Genomic DNA, 26,404 nt, shown 5'->3' with positions numbered 1-26,404 from the left:
GATGGTTCTTCGCATCTGCTGTCGTCTGAATATCTCCGTGCTTGTCACGCCGCTGACAAGACCGGAAGCGGAATGTGCAGGCGTTTGGCAAGAATCGAAGCTCTTTCTGCCGTAATTTTCTAGGTCCCTGTAGTCGGCGAGGGGACCCGGGCATGCCCGAGGCACTGATCGAGCGCGTGGCGCGATGGGCGCGGGAGATCCCGGACGCGCCCGCCTACACCTTCGTCGATTACCTGGGCGACGGCTCCCGCGAGACCCTGACCTGGGCGCGGGCCGACCTCAAAGCGCGGGCGCTGGCCGTACGGCTGCGCGAGGTCGCGGGCCCCGGTGACCGGGTGGCGATCCTCGCTCCCCAGGGGCTGCCGTACGTGGTGGCGATGCTCGGCGCCCTGTACGCCGGGATCGTGGCGGTGCCGTTGTTCGCGCCCGATCTGCCGGGGCACTCCGAGCGGCTGACCCGCGCCTACGCCGACGCCGAGCCGGTCGCCGTGCTCACGACCACGGCCGCGCTGCCCGGTGTGCGGGCCTTCGCCGCCGAAGTTCCGGTGATCGCCGTCGACACGGTCTCGGACCTGCTCGCCGACGAGTGGGAGCCGGTGGCGATCGAGCCCGGCGAGCTCGCCTACCTGCAGTACACCTCCGGCTCCACCCGGGCGCCCGCCGGCGTGGAGATCACGCACGGCAACCTTGAGGCCAACGCCGCGCAGCTGTGGGAGTTGTTCCGGGCCAAGCCGCGTACCTCGGTCGCGGCTCTGTGGCTGCCGCTCTTCCACGACATGGGGCTGGTCGCGACGATCGCGCTGCCGATGGTGGCGGGCAATCAGGTGGCGTTCATGGATCCGGTGGCGTTCGTCATGCATCCGGTGCGGTGGCTGCGGCTGCTCAGCGAGTTCGACGACGTCTACACCGGCGGGCCCAACTTCGCCTACGAGTACACGGCGGCCAGGGTCGGCGCGGCCGACAAAGAGGGGCTGGACCTGTCCGGGGTGCGGGTCATGCTGAACGGCGCGGAGCCGGTACGGCCCGGCACCGTCGCGGCGTTCAACGCCGCGTTCGGCGGGTGCGGGCTGCGGCCGGAGGCGCACACCCCGGCGTACGGGCTGGCCGAGGCCACGGTCTTCGTCTCCGCCATGGGACCCGACGAGGCGGTGGTGGCCACGGACTTCGACCGCGACGCCCTCCGCGACGGACGCGCCGCGCCGTACGGCGGGTCGTCGGGGGCGCTGACCACGCTGGTGGCGTGCGGTCGGCCCAGTGGTCAGCGGGTGCGCGTCGTCGGCTCGGGCGGGCAGGAGTCGCCGGACGGGCGCGTGGGGGAGATCTGGGTCCAGGGCCCGAACGTGGCGCGCGCCTACTGGCGCGATCCGCTCCGTACGGCCGAGGTGTTCGGCGCGGTACTGGACGGCGCGGACGGTGCCTGGCTGCGGACGGGGGATCTCGGGGTGGTGTACGGCGGGCTGCTGTACGTCACGGGCCGCATCAAGGACCTGATCATCGTCGACGGGCGCAACCACTATCCCCAGGACATCGAGGTCACCGTCCAGGAGGCGCACCGGGCCGTGCGGCGCGACCATGTGGCGGCCTTCTCGGTGCCGGGGCAGGAGACTGAGCGGCTCGTGGTGGTGGCCGAGCGCTCGCGGGGTGGTGCTTCGGCCGATCCGGCGGAGGTGGCGGCTCGGGTACGGGCAGCGGTCCGGAAATTTCACGATTTATCCGTGCATGACTTCGTGCTGACCGGCACCGGAGCCGTACCCCGGACGACCAGCGGCAAGATCGCCCGGCGGGCCTGCCTGCGGGCGTACCTGGAGGGCGCCCTTGTTTGAGTCGGCGGGGCGCCTGATCCACCGCGGCCGGTGGACGCTGCTGGTCCTGAGCCTGGTGGCGGCCGTCCTGGTCGCGCCCTTCGGGCTGCAGCTGTTCGGCCGGATGGCCGACGGCGGCTTCGCCGACCCGGCCGCCGACTCGACCACCGCCGCCCGCTGGAACGACGCCTGGTACAGCGGCAACGCCCCCGACGTGGTCGTCCTCTACCGGCACCCGCAGGTCAAGGTGCGCGACGCGCGCTTCAAGAAGGCCGTACACGACTCCCTGCGCGCCCTGCCCGTCCAGTACGTACGCAAGCTGGCCACCTACTGGACCACCGGCGCCAAGGAGCTGATGTCCACCGACGAACACGCCACCTACGCCCTGATCACCCTGAAAGGCGCCAAGCAGCAGGCGTACGCGGCGATCAAGGACCGGCTGCCCGTCGCGAACCTCCAGGTCCAGGTGGGCGGCTCGGTGCCGCTCCTGAAGGAGCTGAACGACCAGACGGCCGCCGACCTGGCGCGCGCCGAGGCGATCTCGATGCCGGTGCTGCTGGTGCTGCTCGTGGTGGTGTTCGGCAGCGTGGTGGCGGCCGGGCTCCCGCTGCTCGTCGGGCTCTTCGCGGTGCTCGGCGCGCTCGTGCTGCTCAGGCTGCTGACCGAGGTGACCGAGGTCTCGGTCTTCTCGCTGAACGTCGTCACCATGCTCGGTCTCGGCCTGGCCGTCGACTACTCGCTCTTCGTGCTGAACTCTTTCCGGGAGCAGATCAGGTCCGGTGCCCCGACCCAGGAGGCCGTGGTGCGCACCATGGCGACCGCCGGGCGTACCGTCGCCTTCTCCGGTTTGACGGTGGCGACCTCGCTGCTGGGGCTGCTGCTGTTCCCGCAGATGTTCCTTCGCTCGATCGGGCTGGGCGCGGCGGCCGTGGTGCTGGTGGCCATGGTCGCGGCGCTGGTCGTCCTGCCCGCCGCGCTGTCCGTCCTGGGTCCCCGCGTGGACGCCATCCGCATCACCCCCGACTTCGGCTCGGCCCGCGTGGGTGCCGGCCTGTGGCACGCGATCGCCTCCAGCGTGATGAAACGGCCCGTGCTCTACCTGGTCGCGGTCACCTCCGTACTGCTCGCGCTGGCCGGGCCGTTCGCCCACGTACGGTTCGGCAACGTCGACCGCCGGGTCCTGCCCGCCGCCGCCGAGAGCCGCCGCGTCGCCGAGACCGTCGACCGCGACTTCGCCAAGAACTCGATGGCCACGATCGACGTCCACGCCCTCATCGAACGCTCCTTCACCACCCGCCCCGCCGCCGTCGGCCCCCTCGGCCAGGGCTACACCCCGATCAGCGCCGTCACCCCGATCGACCCCACCGACGCAAAACCCCTCGCCGACCGCCTGCGCAAACTGCCCGGCGTCACGGGCGTCGACCTGGCCGGCCTCTCCCAGCCCAACGGCGCGGTACGGCTGGCGGTCCGCTACTCCTACGACCCCATGTCGGCCCAGGCCCAGAACCTGGTGACCCTGATCAGATCCATGACCCCGGAGCCGAACATCCGGCGGCTCGTCGTAGGCGGCCCGACGGCCGCCCAGATGGACCTCCTGTCGAGCCTGCTGTCCAGGTTGCCGTGGATGGCGCTGGTGGTGGGCGGGGTGACGTTCCTGCTGCTGTTCGCCGCCTTCGGCTCCATCGTGCTGCCGCTCAAGGCCCTGCTCATGAACGTCCTGTCGATCGGCGCCTCGTTCGGCGTGATCGTCTGGGCCTTCCAGGACGGCCACCTGGCTGCTTGGCTGCACTTCACGTCGACGGGGACCATCGAGGCCACGGTGACGGTATTGATCCTGGCGGTGGTGTTCGGGCTGTCGATGGACTACGAGCTGTTCTTGCTGTCGCGCGTACGGGCGGAGTGGCTGCGAACGGGCGACAACACGGCCGCGGTGGCGACAGGGTTGCAGCGGACCGGCGGCGTCATCACCAGCGCGGCACTGTTGCTGCTGGTGGTGATCGGGGCGTTCTCGACGGCTGGGATCACGATCGTGAAGCTGCTCGGGGTGGGCATGTTCGTGGCGATCGTGGTGGACGCGACGCTGGTGCGGGCGCTGCTGGTGCCGGCGACGATGCGGCTGTTGGGCGGGGCCAACTGGTGGCTGCCGGGGGTGTTACGGGGGGTGCATCGGCGGATCGAGTTCCGCGAGGGGCCTCCGTCTTCGGGAGGGCCCTCTTCGGCTCAGTTGCCTGCTGGGCTTCTCCCGGACGCGCTTTCCCCGCCAGCGCCGTCCCCGGGCGCCGCGTCGGCGAGTGCGGACGGCGGCGGGAGTCGGCGCCCTGAGACGGCGAGCGGCCCGCGTCCCGGGAGGGCGATCAAGCCCAATCCGGACGGCCCCGGCTGGTGCTGGGCGGAAGATGGCCCTGGGACAGCGGCGCCGGTGACCGTCAACGGCCGCCCAGCCATCTTCGGCGTGGACACCGACCCCATACCGGTATCCGCCGAACACGACCCCCCTGCCGCCCTCCCCGTCCCGCGCCCCGCCGCACCACCCGTCAGAAAGCGCCCCTACAGCGCCGCCGAGCCCGCAGTCTCCAAACGACCGCAGGTCACCGCCCGCCCGACCCCCCAAAGCCCGGTCGGCGCCGATACCGCCGACACCGCATCTGCTCCCGACGACCCGGGTGCCCCTGGCTCCAGGCGTGCCGCTGGTACGCGGCGCCCGACCTGGGAGAAGGTCACCACCGGTCGTACCAGGGTCGTCAGGGCGAACCCCAACGGACCCGGCTGGACCTGGGCGGAGGTGGACATGTGACCTTGACCGTCGCCCCTGTCCAGCCCGCCACCCGGTCCCGGCTGCTCCTGACGGTCGTCGGCTTGGCCGGGTTCGTGACGACGCTGGACAACACCGTGGTCACGGTCGCCCTGCCCAGCATCCAGCGCGATCTCCACACCCGCCTGAGCGCGCTCGAATGGGTCGCCACCGGATACATTCTGATGTTCGCCGGCCTCATGATCGCCGGCGGCCGCCTGGCCGACGTCTATGGACGACGCAAGGTGCTGCTCATCGGGCTCACCATCTTCACTGGGGCATCGCTCGGCGCCGGTCTGGCCACGTCGATCGAGCCCTTGGTCGCCGCGCGCCTGGCCCAGGGGGTGGGGGCGGCACTCATCCTGCCCGCGACGCTGGCCGTCTTGGCAGGGCGGCCCGACCGCTCGCTCGGGGTGGCCATCTGGATGGCGTCCGGCGCCGGTGCCCTCGCGTTGGGACCGGTGCTGGGCGGGTACCTGAGCGAGCACACCCATTGGAGCTGGGTGTTCCTGATCAACGTCCCCATGGGAGCGGCCGTCATCGCGCTGGCCACCTTCGCAATACCGGAAACACGCGCTGAGCCTCCCGCCGGGCAGCGGGGTCAGGTGGATGTGCCTGGGTTGTTGGCGTCAGTGGTGTTTTTGGCTTCTGGGACGTTCGCGCTGATCCACGGGGGCGAGTACGGCTGGGGGTCGCCGCCGATCCTGATAGCGGTGGCCGGGTGCGTGGGTGGGGGGCTGCTGTTCCTGGTCCTGGAGCGTGGGGCGCGGGCGCCGATGGTGGAGTTGGGGCCGTTCGCGGGCCGGAGCTTCACGGGTGGGGTGCTGGCTCAGGTGCTGTGGGGGCTCGGGGTCAACGGAGTGTTCTTCTATACCGCGCTGTTCCTGCAGGGGGTGCTCGGGTTCACGCCTACAGCCTCCGGGATGGCGTTCGTGCCGTTGGCGTTGCTCGTGGTGGTCGTCACGCCGCTGGTGCCGGTGGTCGAGCGGCGGCTGGGGAGCGGGAGGACGGTCGCCTGCGGGTTGGTGCTGGTGGCGGGTGGGATGGTGGGGGCGGCGTTCCTGGAGGCGGGGGACGGATGGGGGCGATTGGTGCCCGCTGTCTGCGCGATCGGGGTGGGGTCGGCGCTGACCATGCCGCTGGGGTCGGCCGTGCTGGGGGCGGTGCCTGAGTCTCGGGCCGGGGTGGCGGGTGGCATCTTCTCCGTGAGTCGTGAAATTTCCGGCCTCTTCGGGATCGCGGCCATCGGGGTGATCGTCCACGAGGCCGGAAGCTTCTCCCAGGGGTACGCGCTCGGACTGCTGGTCGCGGCGGCCCTCGTACTACTGGGCGCGTTGATCGCCTTGCTGACACTGCCGTGAGCAGATCGGCCGTGAGTGGTCGGCCAAGACGGTGACCCGCGCCTGAGGGCCGGCCGAGGACCCGCTGGTGAAGGCGGGTCGCGTGTGAGAGCGAGCGGGACGAGAAGGCAGGTTGGGCGTGATGGTGACCCGCGCGTAAGGGCGGGCTGGGCGTGACGGCGGGCAGAGCCGAGAAGGCAGGCTGGGTGTGAGGGTTGCGGTGCTGGCTCTGGGGTCGCGGGGGGACACTCAGCCGTGCGTGGCGCTGGCCCAAGGGTTGGCCGCGCGTGGGCACGAGGCCACGCTCGTGGCGTCCGAACGCTTCGGGCATCTGGCCGCAGGTGAGCGTTTATCGGGCCTGTGGTTTGTGCCACTGGGGGTGGATCCGGTGGCGATCGTCGAGAGTGACGAAGGGCAGGCGTGGTTGCGCAGCGGGCCGCTGGGGTTCGTGCGGGGCTTCAGGGCCGTTCTCGAACCGCTCGCCGCGGAGCTCGTCGCCCAGGTGGACGACGCCTGCGCCGACGCCGAACTGGTCCTGGCGCCCGCGCTCGGCGCCATGGGCAGGCACCTGCACGAGAGGTACGGCATGCCGTACGGGATCCTGCAGTTCCAGCCCAGCGAGCCGACCGGCGAGTTCCCGAACCCGCTGATCCCGTGCCGGACCCTGGGCAGGGTCGGCAACCGGGCCAGCTTCGCCGTGGTCGAGCGGCTTGGCTGGCTGATGCTGGGCCGCATGATGAACCGGCTGCGCGAGCAAGTGCTGGGGCTGCGACCGTTGCGGGGGAGCCCGTTCGCAGCCGACCGGCGGGATCGGGTGCCGGTGTTGTGCGGGGTGAGCCCGCTGGTGGTGCCCAGGCCGCGCGACTGGCCCGACTACGTCCACCTGACCGGCTACTGGCGCCTCCCGCCCAACCCAGAGCCGACCGCCATCCCGCTGCCCCCAGACGTCGCCGCCTTTCTGGATGCTGGACCGCCGCCCGTGTTCGTCGGGTTCGGGAGCATGGTGCCCGATGAGCCGGAGGCGGTCGCCGAGCAGGTGGTCGCGGCGCTGCGGTTGGCCGGGGTACGGGCGGTGGTCCAGGGGCTGCCCGTGGCCGCCTCGGCGGACGTCTGTCCGGTGGGGGAGGTGGCGCACGAGGTGCTGTTCCCGAGGATGACAGCCGTCGTGCACCACGGTGGGGCGGGGACCACGGCGGCGGGGTTGGCGGCCGGGGTGCCGAACGTGGTCTGCCCCTTTTTCTCCGACCAACCATTCTGGGGTCGCCGGGTGGCGGCATTGGGAGCGGGGCCGCCGCCGTTGCCTATTCGGGCGCTGAGCGGGCGGTCATTGGCGGCGCGATTGCTGGCCGTACCGGAATATCGCGAGAACGCGGCGCAACTTGGGGGGCTACTGCGGGTGGAACACGGGGTGAAGAACGCAGTGGATCTCATTGAAGGTAGCTGATCATCCAGATATTGTGCGATATGTCCGTGATCACCCCCTGGAGTAAGGCGCCATGCGACTGAGGAAGATTTTCGTCATCGGATTGGCACTCTCACTGCTGGGCATAGGCGTTCCAGCCTGGTCGGAGGACGATCCGCGCAGCTGCAACGACCTGATGTCCGGCGACACCCCGGCGTACGTCGTCTGCCGCTGGATGGCCACGCCCGACGAGGCACGGGACATCGCCAACTTCTGGCTCTCCAACGACGGCGAGCACATGCAGGAAGCCGGCCCGATGAGCCCGATCACCGTCGACTGCACCGAAGCCGGCAACGAGTGCGCCAACGACTCCGAGGGCGACGGCGAGCTGCACGACGTCGACTCGCCCGATGTCGAGGGCGCCGAGGACGGCGGCTCGCCCGAGTGCCAGTCCGCCGAGGACTGCTTCGTCAACCCCGAGGGCCTGTCCAAGGCCGAGATCCAGGCTGCCGAGAAGTCCGCCGGTGGCCAGGCCGTCAAGGCCGCCGCCGCGGCCGGGATGCGCGTCTGGATCGACGCGGAGCTGGCCGACGACTGGAAGGCGGGCAAGCTCGCCGAGGCGGCCAAGAAGGTCGCCGCGGTCGCGGCGCAGCAGGGCGCCGTGGGGATCAGGTTCAGCTCGCAGCTCGGCTTCAACAAGACGTTCGAGACGGCTGACGAGATGGACAAGTTCGTCACGGAGGCCACGACCACGCTCCGCAACCTCGCGCCGGGCAAGAAGCTGGCCGTGCACACGGTGGTGCCGGTGCTCGGCTGCGGTGCCAACGACACGTGCAAGGCCGAGGTGACCAAGAAGTACCCGCTGCTCGACCCCGAGCGGATCGGCGCCTGGCTCACCAAGGGCCTCGTCGACCAGCTCGCCCTGGACGGCGGGCACCTGGCGACCGAGTACGCCACCTGGAAGATCGACGCCACCGAGGCCCAGCGCAACCAGTGGATCCAGGTCAGGGCCCGCGCCTGGGACGCCTACGGTCAGATCGCCGCGGAAGACGCGGGCTTCGCCGCCGTGGGCTCGCCGCAGCTCACCGCCGAGCAGGCCACCAAGTCGATCACCGACCGCATCGCCACGCCGCTCCAGGCCGACGCCGCCGAGACGATCAACCTCTGGTCCCGCTGGCAGAACGACCAGGGCCAGGTCAGCAGGCTGTACGGCGAGAAGTGGGCCGAGAATGCCACCTGGGACCAGCTGAAGAAGCTGACCTCGATCCGTCCCCGGCTGGCCACGATCTACGACCCGTCGGCGCCGGAAGTCGACTCGGCCACGGACCTCAAGAAGCTGTCCGAGGTGTTCGGGCAGGTCTATCTGCACACCGCCTGATCAGCTCACTGTCCCGACCCTGGCGGCGAGGCGCTCGCGCAGCGCCGTCAGGCGGGAGATCTCCTCATCCAGGGCGGTGAGCCGGCGCTGGACGACTCCGGTGCCCTGGGTGCAGCCAGTACTGTCGTACGGCGGCAACGCGTCGCCCTCCAGAAGGTGGAGGCGTTCGGCGCAGCTGCGTACGTCCTCGACGGTCAGCCCCAGCGACAGCAGCTCGCGGATGATCCGCACCAGCGTCACGTCACGGGGCCCGTACTCCCGCTGCCCGGTCATCGTGCGCGGCGCCGGGGGCAGCAGCCCGCGCTGCTCATAGAAACGCAGTGCCCGAGGTGTCGTGCCCGCCGCTGCCGCCGCGTCGCCGATCCGCATCAGCCCTCCAAAGGTAACTACAGCTCTACGACGACGGCTCCGAGGTGCCGGCCGCCGATCATCTCGTGCAACGCCTGGGGAGCCTGCTCGATGCCCGGCACTCGTACGTGCGGAAACGTGATCTCTCCGGAACGCAGCCAGCCGCCGAAGCGCTCGGTCCACTGCGCTCGTGCCCGCGCGTCGTCCGGGGCGCTGAAGCCACGCATGGTGACGCCCTTGAGGATGAGCTGGTAGGTGTCCAGTTCGACCGGCGCCGTCGTACCGGTGCCGTGCGCCGACATCTGGCCGGACAGTGCACCGACCAGGACGAACCGTGCCCCGGGCCGGGCCACGGCCAGCGCCGCCTGGAGCTGTTCGCCGCCGACGTTGTCCAGGAGGACGTCGATGCCGTCTGGCGCGATCTTGGCCAGCTGCTCGCCGATCGGCTCCGCGCCGCGGATCACGGCGGCGTCGTACCCCAGCTCGGACACCAGCCGCTCAGCCTTCTCCGGTGAGCCGGTGCTGCCGATGACCTGGCCCGCGCCGAGCAGGCGGGCGATCTGCCCGGCCAGCGAGCCGACCGCGCCGGCGCCGCCGGAGACGAACACCGTGTCGCCCGGCCGTACCTCGGCGCCCAGGGTCAACGCGGCGTACGCGGTCCAGCCCTGTGCCAGATGCGCGACAGGGTTGGGCAGTGCGTCACCCAGTGGGGTGCATTGGGCCGCGGCCACGGCCGCGTACTCGCGCCACCCGAGCCAGTGCGAGACCAGCTCACCGGGGCGCAGCCCGCTGTCCGCGGGCGCTGACACGACCTCACCGATCGCCGCCCCGAACAGGGTGTCACCGGGGAGGAGCGGGGGAAACGGCGCGCCCTTCACCGACCCGCCGATCAGGGTGCGGAGTCCCGCGAAGACGTGGAAGAAGCGATTGCGGACCAGTACCTGGCCTTCGTCGGGCACGGGCAATGGCGTCTCGACGACCTCGAAGTGCTCCGGCCTCGGCAGGCCGTCAGGCAGGCTGGCGAGCCGGACTTCGCGGGACGTACGGGGCAAGGCTTCGCGGGACATGCGGGATAGGGCGGGCATCGACGCTCCTCAGCGGTGGGCAGGGGGCCCATATGGCGTCGCGACCCTAACCCTTGACCCATACGTCAAAGGCAAGTCGCACGATGAGGAGATGGTCGTGGCTCGCCGCCCTGGGGCACACGCCGCAGGCTGGATTTCCGATAGCACGAACTGACCAGACGGCTTGGGCCCGGGGAGCACGAGGGCCGGAAGGTAACCTCGCCGGAGGTGTGGGGACATGTCCCCACTGTCACCGCCCGAGCTCCATCGGCGCGGAGCGCCTGAAGGCGGTGACCATACTTACAGGGCCGGGCCCGATAACACGCGTCAACACACGCCGACAGCGCCCTCTGGCGAACGCTGCCCGCTTCAGATGGTGCCAGGCGGTTTCAGAGTTTGATCAGCTTGGCGTATGGGGTCGTGATGCGTTCCTGTCGTGATCCGAAGTCGATGAGGACGGCCTCGTCCTCGACACCGATGACCCGACCGAGACCGTAGCGGTCGTGGGACACCTGGTCGTGCATGCTGAACTGCTCGACCGGCGGCGCCGGAGGCGGGGGTTTGAAGGGGCTGGTGGGCAGGTGGCGCCGGGTCGCGGCGCTGGGTGGCTTCATCTACTCCAGTATGCGCCACCGCGAGATCTTAGAACGCCACATTCGCCGCAGTGGTTCGGTTTTCGGGCGTGAATACCCAGGAACATCGGCCTTATGCCCGTTTTATTGGCGTCCGGAAAGCCGCGGACAGGGGGTCGTCACCGCTCAGGGTCGGGGATTGGCCAACTGCCAGTCGCCCTGGCGGTCCGTCGTGTCCAGCTTGGGCGGGCCGCCGCCCGGCAGGCCCAGCGCGGCCAAGATCATGGGGTACGAGTTCTTGAACTCCCTGATCCAGTACGGCCAGGTGTGGGTGCCGTTGCCGTACAGGTTGAGGGTGTGCTGGATGCCCAGGCTGTTCAGGCGCTTGCTCAGGGCTTTGACCGTGTAGGCGGAGATGGGTTCGCCCAGGTGGGCCGGGTGCCAGGGGGAGCCGGGCGGGTCCAGGGGGCCCATGAAGCTGTTCGTGCCGCTCGACATGTAGATGGAGACGCCCCTCAGCCTCGGGGCCAGGGCCACGGGGTCGTTGGCCGCCCAGATCCGCCTGTCGCGGACGGGGTCGCCCCACAGGGCCTTGGGGTCCTGCTTCTCACTGGCCTGGGCGTTCATGATGATCGCCGGGATGCCGGGGATCTCGGTGGCCATGATGCCGCTGTACGCGCCGACGAAGCGGAACATCCCCGGATAGCGCGCCGCGTACTTCATCGCCCCGTACGCGCCCATCGACAGGCCGGCCACGGCCCGCCGGGTGCCCGCACGGTAGCCGATCTCCAGCAGCCGCCGCACCTCGTAGGTGTGGAACGTGGCCCACGCCGGTGTGCCGCCCTTGCCGCCGTTGTACCAGTCGGAGTAGTTACCGGCTCGGCCTGCTTCCGGCATGACGACCATGGCGTCCAGGTTCTCGGTGAAGCCGGCTATGTCGGTCATGCGGGTCCAGGAGGTGTAGTTGTCGGCGCCGCCGTGCAGGAGGTACAGGACGGGCCAGGTACGGTTCGCCTGCTTGGACCAGCCCTTGGGGAGCAGCAGTCGGACCGGCGTCATCAGGCCGATCGACGGTGAGGAGATGAGGAGGTCGAGCATGCGAGGGCTCAGCCACCGCTCCCGCACGACGCGGGCACTGCCGGGGAGGGCTTTCTGGCCGGCCATGTAGTTCGTCGCGGTCTTGGGGGCCGCCGTGGGGCGCCCGCCCTTGGCCTGTTGAGCGTCCGTGCCCGTGGTGGTCGATTTTCCGTCGGGCACAAGCGACCAGCCCGGATCGGCGAGTACGGGGGTGGCGTTCGAGCCGACGAGGAGCACCGTCGTCGCCAGTGCCAGTAGGGCGCGGGATCGCATGAGGGCTCCCCTTCGCAAGTGAGACCGGAGGCGAGGCTAGGGGCCCGGGTACCGGCCCAGCTATGCCCCAACGCAACGAAATATCGCCGTAGGGTGCGCTCTGCCGGACAAAACCGAGGGTTATCACTGGCGTGACAAATCGGACCCGAGGAATGTTCGGTACGGGCCTGCCCCGGTGCCACGGCGTGTGGGTATGTTGGCCGATCACCCGGCAGCATGGGAGCCCTCGTGAACGTACTGGGCGAAGCCGACATCCGCCGCTTCCTCACCGAGCGGATCGCGTCACGCGGAGTCGAGCGGGTCGATCCGGAACGGCCGCTGGAGGAGTACGGCCTGTCGTCACGTGACGCGGTGGCGATCGCGGGCGAGCTTGCCGAGCTGCTCGGCAGGCAGCTGAGCCCGACCCTGGCCTGGGAGCATCCGACGATCAACCGCCTGGCCCGCGCACTCGCGGAACCGCCTCAGGAGGACAGGACGGAGATCCCCGGCGACCTGGGTGAGCCGGTGGCGGTGGTCGGGGTGGGGTGCCGGTTGCCGGGCGCGCACGGCCCCGAGGCGTACTGGGAACTGCTGCTTGACGGGCGGGACGCGGTCGGCGAGGTGCCCGCTGGGCGGTGGGAGGCGTTCGACGACGGATCGGCGCGTACGGAGGAGGTACTGGCCGGGACGACCAGGCACGGCGGGTTCCTGGAGGGCGTGGCCGGGTTCGACGCGGAGTTCTTCGGGATCGCGCCGGGCGAGGCGGCGCTCATGGATCCGCAGCAGCGGCTGCTCCTGGAGACGGCCTGGGAGGCGCTGGAGCACGGGGGCATCGCGCCGAGGTCGCTGGGCGGCAGCCGTACCGGGACGTACGTCGGCATCTCCGGCGCCGAGTACGCCTACCTGACCAGCGCGGACCTGAGCGGCGTCGGCGCGTGGACGGCCACCGGCGCGGCCCTCAGCATCGCCGCGAACCGCCTGTCCTACCTGCTCGACCTGCGCGGCCCCTCGATGGCGGTGGACACGGCCTGCTCGTCCTCACTCGTCGCCACCCACCTCGCGGTAGGAGCCCTGAGATCGGGGGAGTGCGACCTGGCCCTGGCCGCCGGGGTGAACCTTTTGCTGTCGCCCCTGGTCACGGTGGCCTTCGACCAGGGCGGCGGTACGGCGGCGGACGGGCGGTGCAAGACGTTCGACGCGTCGGCGGACGGCATGGTGCGGGCCGAGGGCTGCGGCGTCGTCGTACTCAAACGCCTGACGGACGCCGAACGCGACGGCGACCGGGTGCTGGCGGTGATCAGGGAGACCGGCGTCAACCAGGACGGCCGCTCCAACGGCCTCGTCGCCCCCAACCCCGAAGCGCAGGAGGCCCTGCTGCGTGAGGTGTACGCAGGGCTGGACCGGGGGCCCGACTACGTGGAGGCACACGGAACGGGCACGTTCCTCGGCGACCCCATCGAGGCGCGGGCCATCGCCGGGGTCTTTCCCGGGCAGGTCCTGCTCGGCTCGGCCAAGACGAACCTCGGCCACCTGGAGGCGGCGGCCGGGGTCACGGGACTCATCAAGACGGTTCTGGCGCTGTGGCACGGCGTGATCCCACCCAGCCTCCACTTCCGGCAGCCGAACCCGCACATCCCGTGGGAAAGGCTACGGGTCGTCACCTCGCCGACGCCGTGGCCACGGGTGGACGCACGCGCGGGGGTGTCGTCGTTCGGCTTCGGCGGCACCAACGCGCACATCGCTCTGGCCGCCTATCGGGCGGTGGGGGAGGCGGCTTCCGCCCGCTCGACCGCCTCATCGGCCGCCCAGCCCGCCCTCACCCAGCCCGTCGCCGCCCACTCCGTCCTCACCCAGCCTCCGCAGCCCGCGCCTGCCCAGCACGTCTTCGTCCTCACCGGTGCTACGCCCGATCGCGTGCGGCAGTACGCCGAGACCCTGGCCGCATGGCAGCCCTCGGCCGACCTCGGCGACATGGCCCACACCCTGGCCAGGCGAGCCAGTGGCGCTCGCGCGGCCGCCGTTGTGACCGCCGCCGACACGGCCGAGCTGCGTGATCGCCTCGCCGCCGTCACGCCCCGGCCCGTCCCCCTGGCGCCGGTCGGCCCGGTGTGGGTCTTCAGCGGGTACGGCTCACAGTGGCCGGCCATGGGCCACCACCTGTACGAAACGGAGCCGCCCTACAAGCAGGCCATCGACGAGCTCGCGCCGCTGCTCCGAGCTGAGGCCGGCATCGACCTCCACACCACGGAGGCCCGGGGCGTGGCCACCGTCCAGCCCATGATCTTCGCCGTCCAGCTCGCCCTGGCCCGCCTGTGGCAGGCGTACGGCATCGAGCCCGCCGCCGTGATCGGCCACTCGATGGGCGAGGTGGCGGCTGCCGTGGTGGCGGGCGGCCTCGACCAGCACGACGCGGTACGCGTGATCTGCCGCCGCGCCCGCCTCCTCGCCAGCCTCGGCGGCATCGGTGGCATCGGCGGCGGTGGTGGTCGCCGTCACGGTGGTGGTCGCGGTCACGATGGCGGTCGCAGTCCCGATGGCGTTGGCGGCGGTCGAGATGGCGATGGCGGTCGCGGTGGTGGTGGGGCGATGGCCGTGGTCGGGGTGGCTGCCGATGAGGTGCCCGGTGACCTGTATGTGGCGGTTCATTCCGCCCCGCACCAGACCGTTGTCACCGGCGCTCCCGAGCGGGTCGCCCGGTTCGTGGCGGAGGTCGAGGCACGAGGGCTGTTCGCCAGAACACTCACCACCGAAGGCGCCGGACACTCACCCCAGGTCGCCCCTCTGCTACCGAAGATCAGGAACGAGCTGGCCGCCATCACCCCCGCCAAGCCGCGCCTGCCGTTCTACTCCACGGTCTTGGACGACCCTCGCGAGACTCCCACGTTCGAGGCCGCGTACTGGGCCGCGGGCGTGCGTCGGCCGGTTCGCCTCCTCCAGGCCGTACGGGCCGCCGCGGAGGACGGATTCACCGTCTTCACCGAGCTCAGCCCGCACCCCGTGCTGAGCCAGGCGCTCCAGGACACGCTCCCGGCCGCGACGATGATCACCCACTCCCTCGAGCGCCACCACGACCACGCCTTCCACTCCCAACTCGCCACCGTGGCCACCGCCATCACGCCCAGGACGCGCGGCCGGGTGGTGGACGTGCCTGGAGCGCCGTGGCGGCACACCCGCCACTGGGTCACCCCGTACCGCCGCCCGCCAGAGCACCGCCTGCTCGGCGCGCACGTCGAGACCCCGGCCGGACACGCGTGGACCACCGCGCTCGACGACCTCGCCGACGCGCCCTGGCGCCTGGTCCCGTCCGACTGGCACCGCCATGGCCACCCCGTGCTCCCGCTCACCGCCGTGGCCAGACTGGCGCACGCCGCGGCCGTGGAGGTGTACGGCTCAGCGGAGCCGCACGGCTCAGGGGAGCTGCACGGCTCAGCGGAGTCGCACGGTGTGGAGCTGTACGAGGTGGCCCTGCACGCGCTGCTTCCCCTGCCCGCGCAGGTGACGGTCACCCTGGCGGGTGCGCGGGTCGAGGTGACCGCCAAGAACGCGGCGGGCTCCTGGACCGTCTACGGCTCAGCCAGCCTCACGCAGCCGACCGCGCCGCCCAAGGCTCTGGACACACAGTCGGCTGAGCCGCCCGAGGCCCTGGAGAGGGTACGGCGGGTGGCGGCGGACGGCACGCTCCACGGGGTCGAGAGCCGGGAACTTCCGGCGTCGAGCATCCCGGTGCCCCTCGACGCCAAGCTCATCGAACGCGTCTGGGCCCCCGCCCCCTTGCCGACGGCTCCGGCGGGCGAGGTCCAAGAGGTGGCGGAAGGGTCGGGCGTTGTTGTGCGAGTTCCGCGGCTGCTGGAGCCGTCGGCGGCTCGGCGGCTGATCCTGGACCTGGCCCGCCTCGCCGACCAGGGGACACAGCTCACGATCGTCACCGAACGCGCTCAGGCCATACGGGACGGAGAAGCCGCCGATCCTGGTCCCGCCTCGCTGAGCGGGCTGGTCAGAGTGCTGGCGCTGGAGCGTCCCGAAGCCCGCGTCAGGCTGGTGGACATCGACGACCCCGGCGTGCTGCCACGGGAACTCGCCACCCCGACCGGAGACGACGAGGTGGCCTGGCGCGACGGCGTCCGCTACGCGGCCCGACTACGCCGCGCCACCCTGCCCCCGGGCCCGGCGACCTCCCGCTCGGCGGCCTCCGCCTCGACCCTTGGCCCGGCAACCCCCGGCTCCGGGGCCCTTGGCCCGACGGCCCCCGCCCCAGCGCCCCCTCGCCCGGCGGTCCCCGACCCGGCGACGCCGCGTTCGGCGACCTTGCATTCGGCCACGGCGGTCGCGGGGCCCGGGGGGTATGTGATCACCGGTGGGTACGGGAGGCTCGGGCTGGTCGTCGCGCGTCGGCTGGCCCGCCTTGGCGCCACCCGCATCGTGCTGAATGGCCGGTCCGCCACCCCCGTGCCCAGCGACCTCGCGGGTGTCGCCCAGGTGGTGGCGGGCGATCTGGCCGCTCAGGGTACGGCCGAGCGGCTTGTGGCGGCCGCGACCGAGGGAGGGGTACGGCTGCGCGGAGTCGTACACGCGGCCGGAGTCCTGGACGACCGTCTGGTCGCCGACCTTGACCCCAGCAGCCTCGAACGGGTCTGGGCCGCCAAGGTGGACGGCGCGCTCAACCTGCACCGAGCCACCGAACACCTGGACCTCGACTGGTGGGTGGCCTTCTCCTCCGCCGCCGCGCTGCTCGGGTCTCCTGGGCAGGCCGCTTACGCCACGGCCAACGCCTGGCTGGAGGCCCTCTGCCGACTGCGCCGCGCCCGGGGGCTGCCCGCCATCGCCATCGGCTGGGGTACGTGGGCCGGCGCCGTCACAATGCCAGGCGTCGAGCCGCTGACCGCCGAGGAGGGTGTCGAGGCGTTTGAGGCGTTGATCCAGCGGGACCGGTGTGCGGGAGTGGTCAGGATCGCCCCAGCTGCGGCCTTGTCGGTGTTTCCTGGGATTGGTCGCCTTCCGTACTTCTCTGATGTCGCCGACCTCGCTCCAGAGGTGCGGCGCGACCTCGGGCCTGAGGGAGTGCTGGCCACTGTCAGAGAGCGGGTCTCGGCCGTGCTCGGGGTGGAGCCGGTGTGGCTCGACGAGGGCGCCGTGCTCACCGGCCGAGGGCTCGACTCACTGGCCGCCACCCGGCTGCGTGGCCTGATCGAGTACGACTTCGGCGTCACGATCTCGACGACACCGCTGCTCAACGGCGGGACATTGGGCGAACTGGCCCAGGCCGTCACCGCCGAACTGGGCCCCCCGCAACCCAAACCGCCACCCGCCTCAGCAGGTCGGGCGGACGCGGCCACAGATCCGGCGCCTGCCACGGCGGATCAGGACGCGGTGACGGGACCGCCGCGCGGCACAGCCGGACCGTCGGGTGCCGTCAACGGGCGTGCGGTGGTCGGGCCGAGGGACGCGGCGGAGCGGCAGGTGGTTCGGGTGCTGACCGGTCTGCTGGGACGCGAACCCTCGGTCACCGAGACCATCGCGCCGGACATGCTGGCGAAGGCCCTCGACCTTCTCCGCCTCGAACTCGGTAGACCGGTCGCGACAGGTGGCGGACAGGAGAGAGCGCGGGAGAGTGTGCGGGTGGCCGAGGTCGCCGATGCCGTACGCCAGGGCGAGGCAGCCGAAGCCGGGCTCGCCACCGTCAGACCCTTCACCGAACGAACCGGGACCAAACGGACCGACCGCACTGAGCGGACCGGCGGCAGGCCGCTGTTCCTGGCCCACCCCGCCGGTGGCACCACAGGTGTGTACGCCCTGCTGGCCGCCCACCTAGACCTCCCGGTCATCGGCCTGGAGCGGCTGGACGACGCGGCTGAGCTGGGTATCCCAGAGCGGGCCGCCCGTTACACCGAGGCCGTCAAACGGACCTGTCCGGGACCGTACCGGCTGGGTGGCTGGTCGTTCGGGGGCATCCTGGCGTTCGAGATCGCCAGACGGCTGGGCGGCGACGTCGAGCTGGTCGTGATGATCGACTCGGGGCTGCCCGAGCGGGTGTCCGAGGAGCGGCGGCGGGAGATCCAGGCCCGGCGGTACGTGGACTTCGCGGCCTATCTGCGCGATACCTACGGCGTCCGGGTCCGCCTCGACCCACGAGAGCTCCTGGCGCTCGACGAGCGCGGGCAGCTCGCGCTGGCCGAGGAGCGGATCGTGGAGTCCGGCGTGCCGGAGCTGCTCAGCCCGGCCATCCTGCGTCACCAGATCACCTCGCACGAGGACACCAGGGCCATCGACCGCTACGAGGCCGGACCGTACCTGGGCGACGTGCTCCTCTACCGGTCCACGGAGCGGACGCCCTGGGCGGTCGAGGACGTCCGGTACGCCCACGAGGACGATCCGGCACGTGGCTTCCGCCCGTACTGCCCGCGCCTGGAGATCATCGAGGTCCCCGGCGCGCATCACCTCAACCTGCTCGATCCACCCCATGTCGAAGGCATCGCCGCCGACCTGAAGAGGAGGCTCGCATGACGCTGGCAGAGGCCGTGGTGGCGGGCGCGGCGCCTGCCGAGCTGGCGAGCCTGGAGGTGCCCACGCGCTACCGCGCCGTACACCTCCGCAAGGACGAGGTCGGCATGTTCGAGAGCCCGGGCAAAGACGACCTGGGCAAAGACCGCCCGAACAAAGACCGCCCGGACAAGGACGGCCCGGACAAGGACGTGCGGAGGTCGCTCCATGTAGGCGAGGTGCCGATGCCGGAGCTGGCCCCCGATGAGGTGCTCGTCGCGGTCATGGCCAGTGCGATCAACTTCAACACGGTCTGGTCGGCGATGTTCGAGCCGATCCCGACGTTCGCCTTCCTGGAGCGGTTCGGCCGTACGGATCCCCGGCACGACCTGCCCACCCACGTGCTCGGCTCCGACGCGGCCGGGGTGGTGGTCAGGGCGGGTCAGGCGGTACGGCACTGGCGTCCCGGGGATCGCGTCGTCACCAGCCCCGCCTACCTCGACAGCCAGGACCCGATGGTGCAGCACGACGGGATGTTGGCCGCGGACCTGCGCGCGTGGGGGTTCGAGACGAACTTCGGGGGGCTGGCGGAGTTCGCGGTGGTCAAGGCGACCCAGTTGCTGCCCAAGCCGAGGCATCTGAGCTGGGAGGAGGCGGCGTGCAACATGCTGTGCGCGTCCACGGCGTACCGGATGCTGGTGGGCGAGCGCGGCGCGCGGATGAAGCAGGGCGACGTGGTGCTGCTGTGGGGAGCGACGGGCGGCCTCGGCGCGTACGGCGTGCAGCTTGTCAGGAACGGCGGCGGCATCCCCGTCGGCGTGGTGAGCTCACCGGAGAAGGCCGCGCTGCTGCGCGAGATGGGCTGCGAGCACGTCGTCGACCGATCGCGCTTCGACGACCTGACCGATGAGAAGGGCTGGCGCGGGCTGGGGGCGGAGGTCAGGCGGTTGGTGGGTGAGGACCCGGCCATCGTCTTCGAGCACACCGGAAAGGACACTTTCGGCGCTTCGGTATATGTCGCGAAAAAGGGTGGAAAGGTGGTCACGTGTGGCTCGTCCAGCGGGTACGACCACACCTACGACAACCGCCACCTGTGGATGCGGCTCAAGCAGATCATCGGCTCACACGGCGCGAACTACCAGGAATGCCACGAGACCAACCGCCTCATCTCGCTCGGCATGGTCCATCCCACGCTCTCCCGGGTGTACCCGCTGGAAGAGGCGGCGGACGCGGCGCGCGCCGTACAACTGAACCAGCACGTCGGCAAGGTCGGCGTGCTCGCGCTGGCCCCCGAGCAGGACCTCGGCATCGAGGACGGCCGTCTCCGCGAGCGCGTCGGAGAGGATCGGCTCAGGCTTTTCCGGGCCCAAAGTTCATGATCGAGGCCCGGCGGGCACGGAGCACGATCTCCAGCTCGAAGCGGATGTCCGGATCGGCGAGCTGGTCGCCGTAGAGCTCCTCCAGCTGCCGCAATCGGTAGCGGACCGTCTGCGGATGTACGTGCAGCCGAGCCGCCACCTCACCCGCCCCCCGGCCGTACCGCAGCCAGGCCAGCAGTGTCTCCGCCAGCCGGTCCTGCTGCGTGGGCCGCAGGTGGGCCAGTGGCGCCAGGCGTACCTCCGCCAGCGCGTTGACCAGCTCCTCGTCCTTGAACACCACCAGCGTCGCCATGTGGTCCGCGCAGTGCAGCAGGCCGCGCGGCAGCACGCCGCGCCCGGACAGCTCCAGCGCCTCGGCCGCCCAGCGCAGCGACGCCGCGGCGGCGGTCAGGGGCACGGGCGGCCCGATGGCGCCCAGGTAGCCGCGGAGCGCGGTCTCCAGCATGCGCGCCTGGCCGGGGCCGTTCGGGTCGGGTATGAGCAGGCAGGGCGTGGCTCGGTCCAGGCCCATCAGTACGTCGGGCGGCATCGCGGGTGAGCGGCAGGTGCCGTGCTGGTCGTCGAGGGCGACGCAGGCCACGGTCTTGGGCAGCCGCCACCCGGCGGCCTTGGCCAGGTCGGAGATGGCCTCCGCGCCGGCGGGCGGCCGGCTCAGCAGCAGGTCGAGCAGGCGGTTGCGGCGGCGCTCGATCTCGCCCGCCGCGTGCGCCCTGGCCTCGTCGAAGCCCTCGGCCGCGGCGTCGGCGAGCTGGTCGAGGTAGACGAAGATGGCCTCGCCCAGGTCGTACAGGGACTGCGGGGAGAGCCCTAGAGTGTCGGCGATCTCGGTGAGCCGCCGCCAGCCGACCCTGGCGCCCAGCCGCATCGCGGCCTGCAGCGGCTCCAGGTTGCGTCCCTCCGCCGCCTCGCCCTTGCCGATCATGCGGAACGGCTCGGGGTCCCAGGGGGCGCCGGGGTCCTCGATGTGGTCGAGGAAGCCGTCGATGGCCTGCTCGACGGCCATCCTGACGACCTTGATGTAGACCTCGTCGGACGGTCTGGCGTACTCGGGGATGCGAACCTGGATCTCCGCGATCACCTCGGCGGAGATCCGGCCGATTCCGGCCCTGAGCGTCTTCACGATGTCCGCGGAGATCCGGGTCTCGCTGGTGTCACTCTTGATGGCCATCGTCCCTCCTGTCGCCATTGTTACCCGTGCGGCAGAGGTTTGTGTAGCAAGTGCTTGTTTTACCTCTGCAGGAAGGCGCCAAACTCTTCCACGTCGATCAGGCCGTCCCCGTCCTTGTCGAGCCTCTCCACCCCGGCGTGCGCGGCCTCCAGCGTGATCGGCTGACCGAGCACCTCCATCAGCCCGACCAGCTCTTCGGCGGAAATCCGGCCGTCATTGTCAACGTCGATCAGATCGAAGGTGATCGTGTAGTCGTCGCTCATGGGTAGCCCTTTCGCGGGATCCGTATCGGTCAGACCTTAGTGGCGCTCTCTCGAAGCGCGTCGATGAATGCCCTGACTTCTCGTCTTTTATCGCCGGAGCGCCAGGCGATGGCCAGCTCACCCGGCGGGAGGCCGGCCACCGGGCGGTAGACCAGGCCCGGCCGCGTGTAGAGCGCGGCGTTGCCCTCGGCCACCAGTACGACGCCCAGTCCGCTGGTCACGGCCTCGAACACCTCTTCAGGCGTGTTGGCCGTGAACCCGATGACCGGTTCGTCGGCCCGGAGGTCGCGGGCGAGCCAGTAGTCGCGCAGCGGCCCGGCCGAGGCGGGCAGCGCGATGAACGGCTCGTCGCGCAGGGCCTCGAACGGGATCTCCGCCAGTCCGGCGAGGGGGTGATCGTCCGGCATGGCCACGCCTCTGCCCTCAGTGGCCAGAACATGCGTGCTCAGCCCCTCCGGCACGGGCAGCCAGATGAAGGCCACGTCGGAGCCGCCGTCGGCCAGGCCGCCGCTGGGGTCGTCCCAGCCGACCAGCCGCAGTGACACCTCCCAGCCGGGCATCGCCGCGCGGAACAGGCGCAGCGCCTCGTGCTGCAGCCCCCGCCCGACGGCCGTCTGCATGCCGATGACCAGGGTGCCCGTGGGCGCGGCGGCCCTGGCGGTCTCCAGCCCGGCGCTCCACCGGTCAAGCAGCTCGCGCGCTACCGGCAACAGCGCCTCGCCCTGCCTGGTGAGGACCACTCCGGTGGGTACGCGCTCGAACACGTCGAAGCCGAGCTGCCGTTCCAGCGCTCTCAGCTGCTTGGACAGCGCGGGCTGCGAGACGAACAGCCGCTCGGCGGCCCTGGTCACATTCAGCTCCTCGGCGACCGCCACGAAATAGCGCAAGTCACGCAAGTGCACGTCCATAACCGATGGTTATAGCAGAAGGACTTGGACGCGCCGCCCGTACCGCAAGCAGGATGAACCACATGAAGACCCGTGAACTTGGCAACAACCTGACGGTCCCCGCGATCGGTTTCGGCGCCATGGTGCTGTCCCCCGGCGTGTACGGCGACATCGACGACACCCGCGCGGAAACGGCGCTCAAGGCGGCACTCGACGCCGGAGCGGTACACATCGACACCAGTGACGCCTACGGCGTGAACGGCCACAACGAACGCCTGGTCGGCCGGGCGATCAAGGGGCGACGCGATGAGGTGGTGGTCGCCACCAAGTTCGGCCTGGCCATCCCGGAGGGTGAGGCGAGCAGGTCGCACCCCGTGGGCTACGCGTTCGGCGAGTTGCGGGTGAACGCCGAGCCGAGGCTGGTCCGCCGCTACGCGGAGCGGAGCCTGCGCAACCTGGACACCGACGTGATCGACCTCTACTACGCGCACTACGTGGACCCGGGCGTACCGATCGAGGAGACGGCCGGGGCGATGGCCGAGCTGGTCGAGGCCGGTCTGGTCAAACACCTCGGCCTGTCGAACGTGACCGCCGACGAGCTGCGCAGGGCACACGCCGTGCACCCGGTGGCGGCCGTACAGAACGAATGGTCGATGTGGCGGCCGGTCGATCCCGACCTCCTCAAGGCGGCCCGCGAGCTGGGCGTGGGGATCGTGGCCTGGAGCCCGCTGGGCAACGGCTTCCTCACCGGCACCGTCCAGCGGCTCGGCGAGGGCGACTTCCGGCACAACGCGCCCCGCTTCTCCGCCGACAACCTGGCGAGCAACAACGACCGCTACGCCCCGATCAGGGACCTGGCCACCCGCCTGGGCATCACCCCGGCCCAGCTGGCGCTGGCCTGGCTGCTGCACCAGTACGAGCACGTGGTGGCCATCCCGGGCAGCCGCACGCCCGCGCACATCGAGGAGAACCTGGCCGCCGCCGACCTGGTCCTGCACCCCGACACGCTGGCCCGTATCGACGAGGCACTCGCCGGTTTCGAGGTGACGGGCGGCACACTGCTCTGAAATGATATCTATCTTCCTGTGTGTACGGTATCGTTTTGAGGGAAGGCTGGCTAACGGAAGGGTCCTGTCATGTCCCGAACTGTCATCGACCTCGATGACGAGATGGTGGCCGAGGCCATGCGCATCTACGGCACAAAGACCAAGGCGAAGGCTGTGCGCATGGCCATGGAGGATGCCGTCAAGCGCCATCTCCGTCAGGAGCTCGCGAACGCGATCAAGAGCGGGGAGCTCGACCTCAGCGAGATCGTGGAGAACACCGGTCCCCGCAATGCCGACGGCACCCTTCAGCGCTCCACGCAACAAGGTGCCGCGTGACCGATTACCTCGTTGACAAATCGGCGCTCGCGCGGTGGGGCAATCCCTCCGTCGGCCGGGTTCTGGACGATTTCAGTGACCGGGGCGTCTTGGCCACCTGCGCGGCGGTGGAATGGGAGATGGTCTACAGCGCTCGCAACAAGCCGGACATGGCCCGTATCCGCTTCCTGCTGCGCGGCTTCAACTTTCTCTACTGCGGCGACGAGGTGTTCGAGCGCGTGCTCGAGGTTCAGGGCGTCGCGTTGGAGCGTGGTTTTCACCGTGCCCTGTCCATGGCGGATCTCCTTATCGCCGCCACTGCCGAACGTCACCGGGCGACCGTGCTCCACTACGACGGTGATTTCGATATGGTCGCGTCGATCACCGGCCAGCCCACCCAGTGGGTCGTGCCCACAGGGACAGCAGACCGGGTGCTCTGAATGTGTACGCCGCGCTTTATCACGCAGGAATGCGGATGGCCTCGACCCAGGCGGGCGGGAGCGGCGGATCCGTGCCGATGAGCGCGGCGATGAGGCGGGCCGACGACGGTGCGTCGGGCCACGGAGTGAAGCCGTCGGTCAGCACGATCACGACGCCGACCCGTTCGGGCAGAGCGAGGGCCGCACTGATGCCGACCCGCATGTCCGTGCCACCCCCACCGGCGAGATCCACCTGCTGCGCGGACGTCACCCGAGCGGCGGTCTGTACGTCGGCATCACAGGCGAGCACCGTGACCCGATTACCGCCGACCCCGACCTCCCGCAGTACCCCGGTGACCTCGGCAAGGGCCGCCGCCAGGTCGGCCTCGCCCATGGACCCCGAGGTGTCGATGACGATCGCGACGGCCGGCAGTGGGCGGCGCAGGCTCGGCAGCACGACGCCGCGCAGCGCGGCGGTGCGGCGGGACGGGCGGCGGTAGGTGTAGTCGACCGCCCCGGCGGCCCAGGCGACCGCCTCCCGTACGGCGCCCGCCAGCACGCGGCGCCAGTCGACCGTCGGTTCCAGGATCTGCTCCGCCCAGCGTTGCCAGCCGGCCGGGAGGCTGCCGCGGTTGCGCCGGTGGGCGCGCATCGCCTCGGCGGTATGCCGGCGCAGAGCCTCGACCTCGACCGTGCTGACGCCGCCAGGCCCGCCGTCACCGGTGATCTCCCAATCACCCGGTGAGCCGTGGGCGCCGGAGCCGCAGTCGGAGCAGACGGCGGACGGCGGCAGCCGCGGAAGATACTCCTCGAACAGCCGTCCGGCCGTCAGCCCGAAGGTGCCGGGTTCCACCCGGCCTTCCGGCAGTGCCAGCCCGTCGGCGAGCAGGTCATCGTTGATCTCGCAGTCCTGGGCGACGTTCACGCGCAACCGGTCGCGCTGGTCGGTGGCCGGCAGCCGGTCCGCACGGCCGTGGTGGTCGCGCAGCACGTGCGAAACCTCATGGATCCATACGCCCGCGAGCTCGGGAACGGGCGTCGCCGCGACGAACGCCGGTGACACGTAGCACCGCCAGTGCCGGTCGACGGCCATCGTCGGAACGACGCTGGTCGGCACGACCGTCAGCGAGTAGAGCGCGGAGGCGAGGTACGGCCGGTCGCTCGCGGCACGGTAGCGCGCGGCGAGCAACTTGACCCGGTCGAATTCGGCCACGGGTCAGCGGGCGCTCGGCAGCGCGCCGGACAGCTGGAGCAGATCGAGGAAGGCGTCAATGCCGCTCGGCACCGGCCAGTCGGTGTCGCGCATCGCCGCGAGATCCCCGGCGGCCCGGGCCGCGACGTCGGGTACGCCGGCGTCGACGGCCTTGGCCAGCACCGCCCAGCCGGCCTCCCAGCGCCGCCGCGTGAGGTCGCTCTGCACCGCCGAGACGACGGCCGTCAGGAAGGCGAGCTGCCGGTCGCCTCTCTCCGGTAGTGCGAAGGCGTCCGGACTGGCCAGAACGCGGTCCGGGTCGGGCAGGTCGAGCTGTTCGAGGTAGGCCAGCAGCTCCAGACCTGCGCCGTCGCCCACCGCGCCGATCACCGCGGCCGCGACCGCCTTCTGGTCGGAGCCGGCGGCGTACCCGACCGCCAGCAGGCCCAGCACCATCTCCCAGGTACGCGGCGACGGCCAGGCGCGACCCCGGCTCTCCGCGTCGCCGGGCAGATGATGGGCCAGGCCAGGCCGGGCGGTGAGGAACCCGGAGACCACCCCGCGAGCGCGGGCGACCGCGCTGGACACCCGGGCCGGGTCGATGAGCGGCAAGGGCACGGCCGGCCAGGTTCCGGCCATGCCTCGTGCGACCGTTCGCGGGTCGTGCGTCCACTGCAGGTGGACGAACCGGTTCGCCAGTGGCGGGCTGAGGTGCCAGCCGTCCGCGGCGCTGGACGGCGGGTTGGCGGCGGCGACCACCCGGACCGTCTCCGGGAGCGGCAGGCTGCCGACCCGGCGTTCGAGGACGACCCGCAGCAGCGCCGCCTGTACGGCAGGGGGAGCGGAAGACAGCTCGTCGAAGAACACGACGCCGCGCCCGGCCGATGCCAGCCGCACCGCCCAGTCCGGTGGGGCCATCGGCACCCCGGTGGTGGCCGGATCATCACCGATGATCGGAAGGCCGGCGAAGTCGGAGGGCTCGTGCACGCTCGCGATCACCGTCTCCAGCGGGACGCCGAGCCCGGCGGCCAGCTGCTGGAGGCCGGCGGACTTGCCGATCCCCGGCTCGCCCCACAACAGCACGGGCAGGTTCGCCGACACCGCGAGCGCCAGCGCCTCCAACTGCGGGTTCGCGGCCGGCTCCGTCCGCTGGGAGCCGAGCCGGCGGACCAGCTCATCGGCCGCGGCCAGCGGATCCGGTGTGCGGTTCTCATCGGTGACGTTCAATGTTC

19 protein-coding genes are annotated in these 26,404 nt (G+C 71.0%); 10 read left to right on the top strand and 9 right to left on the bottom strand.

What is annotated here, in order from left to right:
• Positions 1-152 precede the first annotated feature (152 nt).
• The 5 genes from AB0J16_RS31125 (at position 153) to AB0J16_RS31105 (ending at position 8,713) form a co-directional block, all read left to right on the top strand.
• Positions 153-1,823, top strand: a complete 1,671-nt coding sequence (locus AB0J16_RS31125; protein ID WP_358545682.1) for a fatty acyl-AMP ligase — start codon at positions 153-155, stop codon at positions 1,821-1,823.
• Positions 1,816-4,596, top strand: coding sequence for an MMPL family transporter (locus AB0J16_RS31120; RefSeq protein WP_358545680.1), 2,781 nt, complete (start codon positions 1,816-1,818; stop codon positions 4,594-4,596). The genes AB0J16_RS31125 and AB0J16_RS31120 overlap by 8 nt, the downstream gene beginning before the upstream one ends.
• Positions 4,593-5,954, top strand: a complete 1,362-nt coding sequence (locus tag AB0J16_RS31115) for an MFS transporter (RefSeq protein ID WP_358545678.1) — start codon at positions 4,593-4,595, stop codon at positions 5,952-5,954. The genes AB0J16_RS31120 and AB0J16_RS31115 overlap by 4 nt, the downstream gene beginning before the upstream one ends.
• A gap of 187 nt (positions 5,955-6,141) precedes the next feature.
• Positions 6,142-7,377 (top strand): glycosyltransferase, encoded by a 1,236-nt coding sequence (locus AB0J16_RS31110; protein ID WP_358545677.1) that lies wholly within the window; start codon positions 6,142-6,144, stop codon positions 7,375-7,377.
• Positions 7,378-7,429: 52 nt separating this feature from the next.
• Entirely contained in the window at positions 7,430-8,713 is a 1,284-nt protein-coding gene (locus tag AB0J16_RS31105) for a hypothetical protein (RefSeq protein ID WP_358545675.1), read from the top strand.
• Here AB0J16_RS31105 and AB0J16_RS31100 read toward each other — a convergent pair whose 3' ends face one another.
• From AB0J16_RS31100 to AB0J16_RS31085, 4 genes are all read right to left on the bottom strand, one after another.
• A complete protein-coding gene (locus AB0J16_RS31100; protein WP_358545674.1) occupies positions 8,714-9,082 on the bottom strand; it encodes a MerR family transcriptional regulator in 369 nt (122 codons plus the stop codon).
• A 17-nt stretch (positions 9,083-9,099) separates the two neighbouring features.
• Entirely contained in the window at positions 9,100-10,146 is a 1,047-nt protein-coding gene (locus AB0J16_RS31095; protein ID WP_358545672.1) for an NADP-dependent oxidoreductase, read from the bottom strand.
• A gap of 368 nt (positions 10,147-10,514) precedes the next feature.
• Complete coding sequence (locus AB0J16_RS31090) at positions 10,515-10,739, bottom strand: hypothetical protein (protein WP_225300811.1); 225 nt, start codon at positions 10,737-10,739, stop codon at positions 10,515-10,517.
• Between the two features lie 144 nt (positions 10,740-10,883).
• A complete protein-coding gene (locus AB0J16_RS31085) occupies positions 10,884-12,047 on the bottom strand; it encodes an alpha/beta hydrolase-fold protein (protein ID WP_358545671.1) in 1,164 nt (387 codons plus the stop codon).
• A gap of 228 nt (positions 12,048-12,275) precedes the next feature.
• Here AB0J16_RS31085 and AB0J16_RS31080 point away from each other — a divergent pair, with 228 nt between their 5' ends.
• Both AB0J16_RS31080 and ccrA read left to right on the top strand, forming a co-directional pair.
• On the top strand, positions 12,276-18,527 hold the full coding sequence (locus AB0J16_RS31080; protein WP_358545670.1) for an SDR family NAD(P)-dependent oxidoreductase: 6,252 nt from the start codon (positions 12,276-12,278) through the stop codon (positions 18,525-18,527).
• Positions 18,524-19,882 carry a crotonyl-CoA carboxylase/reductase gene (gene ccrA, locus AB0J16_RS31075; RefSeq protein WP_358545669.1) on the top strand — a complete coding sequence of 453 codons (1,359 nt, stop codon included), beginning with the start codon at positions 18,524-18,526 and terminating at the stop codon, positions 19,880-19,882. The genes AB0J16_RS31080 and ccrA overlap by 4 nt, the downstream gene beginning before the upstream one ends.
• Here the strand turns inward: ccrA and AB0J16_RS31070 are convergent.
• The 3 genes from AB0J16_RS31070 to AB0J16_RS31060 are packed head-to-tail and all read right to left on the bottom strand — an operon-like array spanning position 19,854 to position 22,221.
• A complete protein-coding gene (locus AB0J16_RS31070) occupies positions 19,854-21,050 on the bottom strand; it encodes a helix-turn-helix domain-containing protein (protein WP_358545667.1) in 1,197 nt (398 codons plus the stop codon). The genes ccrA and AB0J16_RS31070 overlap by 29 nt on opposite strands.
• 59 nt (positions 21,051-21,109) lie before the next feature.
• Positions 21,110-21,313 carry an EF-hand domain-containing protein gene (locus AB0J16_RS31065; RefSeq protein WP_358545666.1) on the bottom strand — a complete coding sequence of 68 codons (204 nt, stop codon included), beginning with the start codon at positions 21,311-21,313 and terminating at the stop codon, positions 21,110-21,112.
• 29 nt (positions 21,314-21,342) lie between these two features.
• Positions 21,343-22,221, bottom strand: coding sequence for a LysR family transcriptional regulator (locus tag AB0J16_RS31060; RefSeq protein ID WP_358545665.1), 879 nt, complete (start codon positions 22,219-22,221; stop codon positions 21,343-21,345).
• Positions 22,222-22,283: 62 nt separating this feature from the next.
• Here AB0J16_RS31060 and AB0J16_RS31055 point away from each other — a divergent pair, with 62 nt between their 5' ends.
• The 3 genes from AB0J16_RS31055 (at position 22,284) to AB0J16_RS31045 (ending at position 24,001) form a co-directional block, all read left to right on the top strand.
• Entirely contained in the window at positions 22,284-23,267 is a 984-nt protein-coding gene (locus AB0J16_RS31055) for an aldo/keto reductase (protein ID WP_358545664.1), read from the top strand.
• Between the two features lie 69 nt (positions 23,268-23,336).
• Positions 23,337-23,582 carry a type II toxin-antitoxin system VapB family antitoxin gene (locus AB0J16_RS31050; protein WP_358545663.1) on the top strand — a complete coding sequence of 82 codons (246 nt, stop codon included), beginning with the start codon at positions 23,337-23,339 and terminating at the stop codon, positions 23,580-23,582.
• The gene (locus AB0J16_RS31045; RefSeq protein ID WP_358545661.1) at positions 23,579-24,001 is read left to right on the top strand and encodes a PIN domain nuclease; all 423 of its coding nucleotides are present in this window, start codon (positions 23,579-23,581) and stop codon (positions 23,999-24,001) included. Before AB0J16_RS31050 ends, AB0J16_RS31045 begins: the two co-directional genes overlap by 4 nt.
• Positions 24,002-24,020: 19 nt before the next feature.
• Here AB0J16_RS31045 and AB0J16_RS31040 read toward each other — a convergent pair whose 3' ends face one another.
• Together AB0J16_RS31040 and AB0J16_RS31035 are read right to left on the bottom strand one after the other, a co-directional pair.
• Positions 24,021-25,193, bottom strand: coding sequence for a VWA-like domain-containing protein (locus tag AB0J16_RS31040; protein WP_358545659.1), 1,173 nt, complete (start codon positions 25,191-25,193; stop codon positions 24,021-24,023).
• Between the two features lie 3 nt (positions 25,194-25,196).
• Positions 25,197-26,399 (bottom strand): AAA family ATPase, encoded by a 1,203-nt coding sequence (locus AB0J16_RS31035; RefSeq protein ID WP_358545658.1) that lies wholly within the window; start codon positions 26,397-26,399, stop codon positions 25,197-25,199.
• Positions 26,400-26,404 lie beyond the last annotated feature (5 nt).

Origin of the sequence: Nonomuraea sp. NPDC049750 (assembly GCF_040659625.1) — a bacterium.
Taxonomy (GTDB): Bacteria; Actinomycetota; Actinomycetes; order Streptosporangiales; family Streptosporangiaceae; genus Nonomuraea.
The sequence above is the reverse complement of the archived record's forward strand: the minus strand, read 5'-3'. Positions and strand labels throughout refer to the sequence as shown.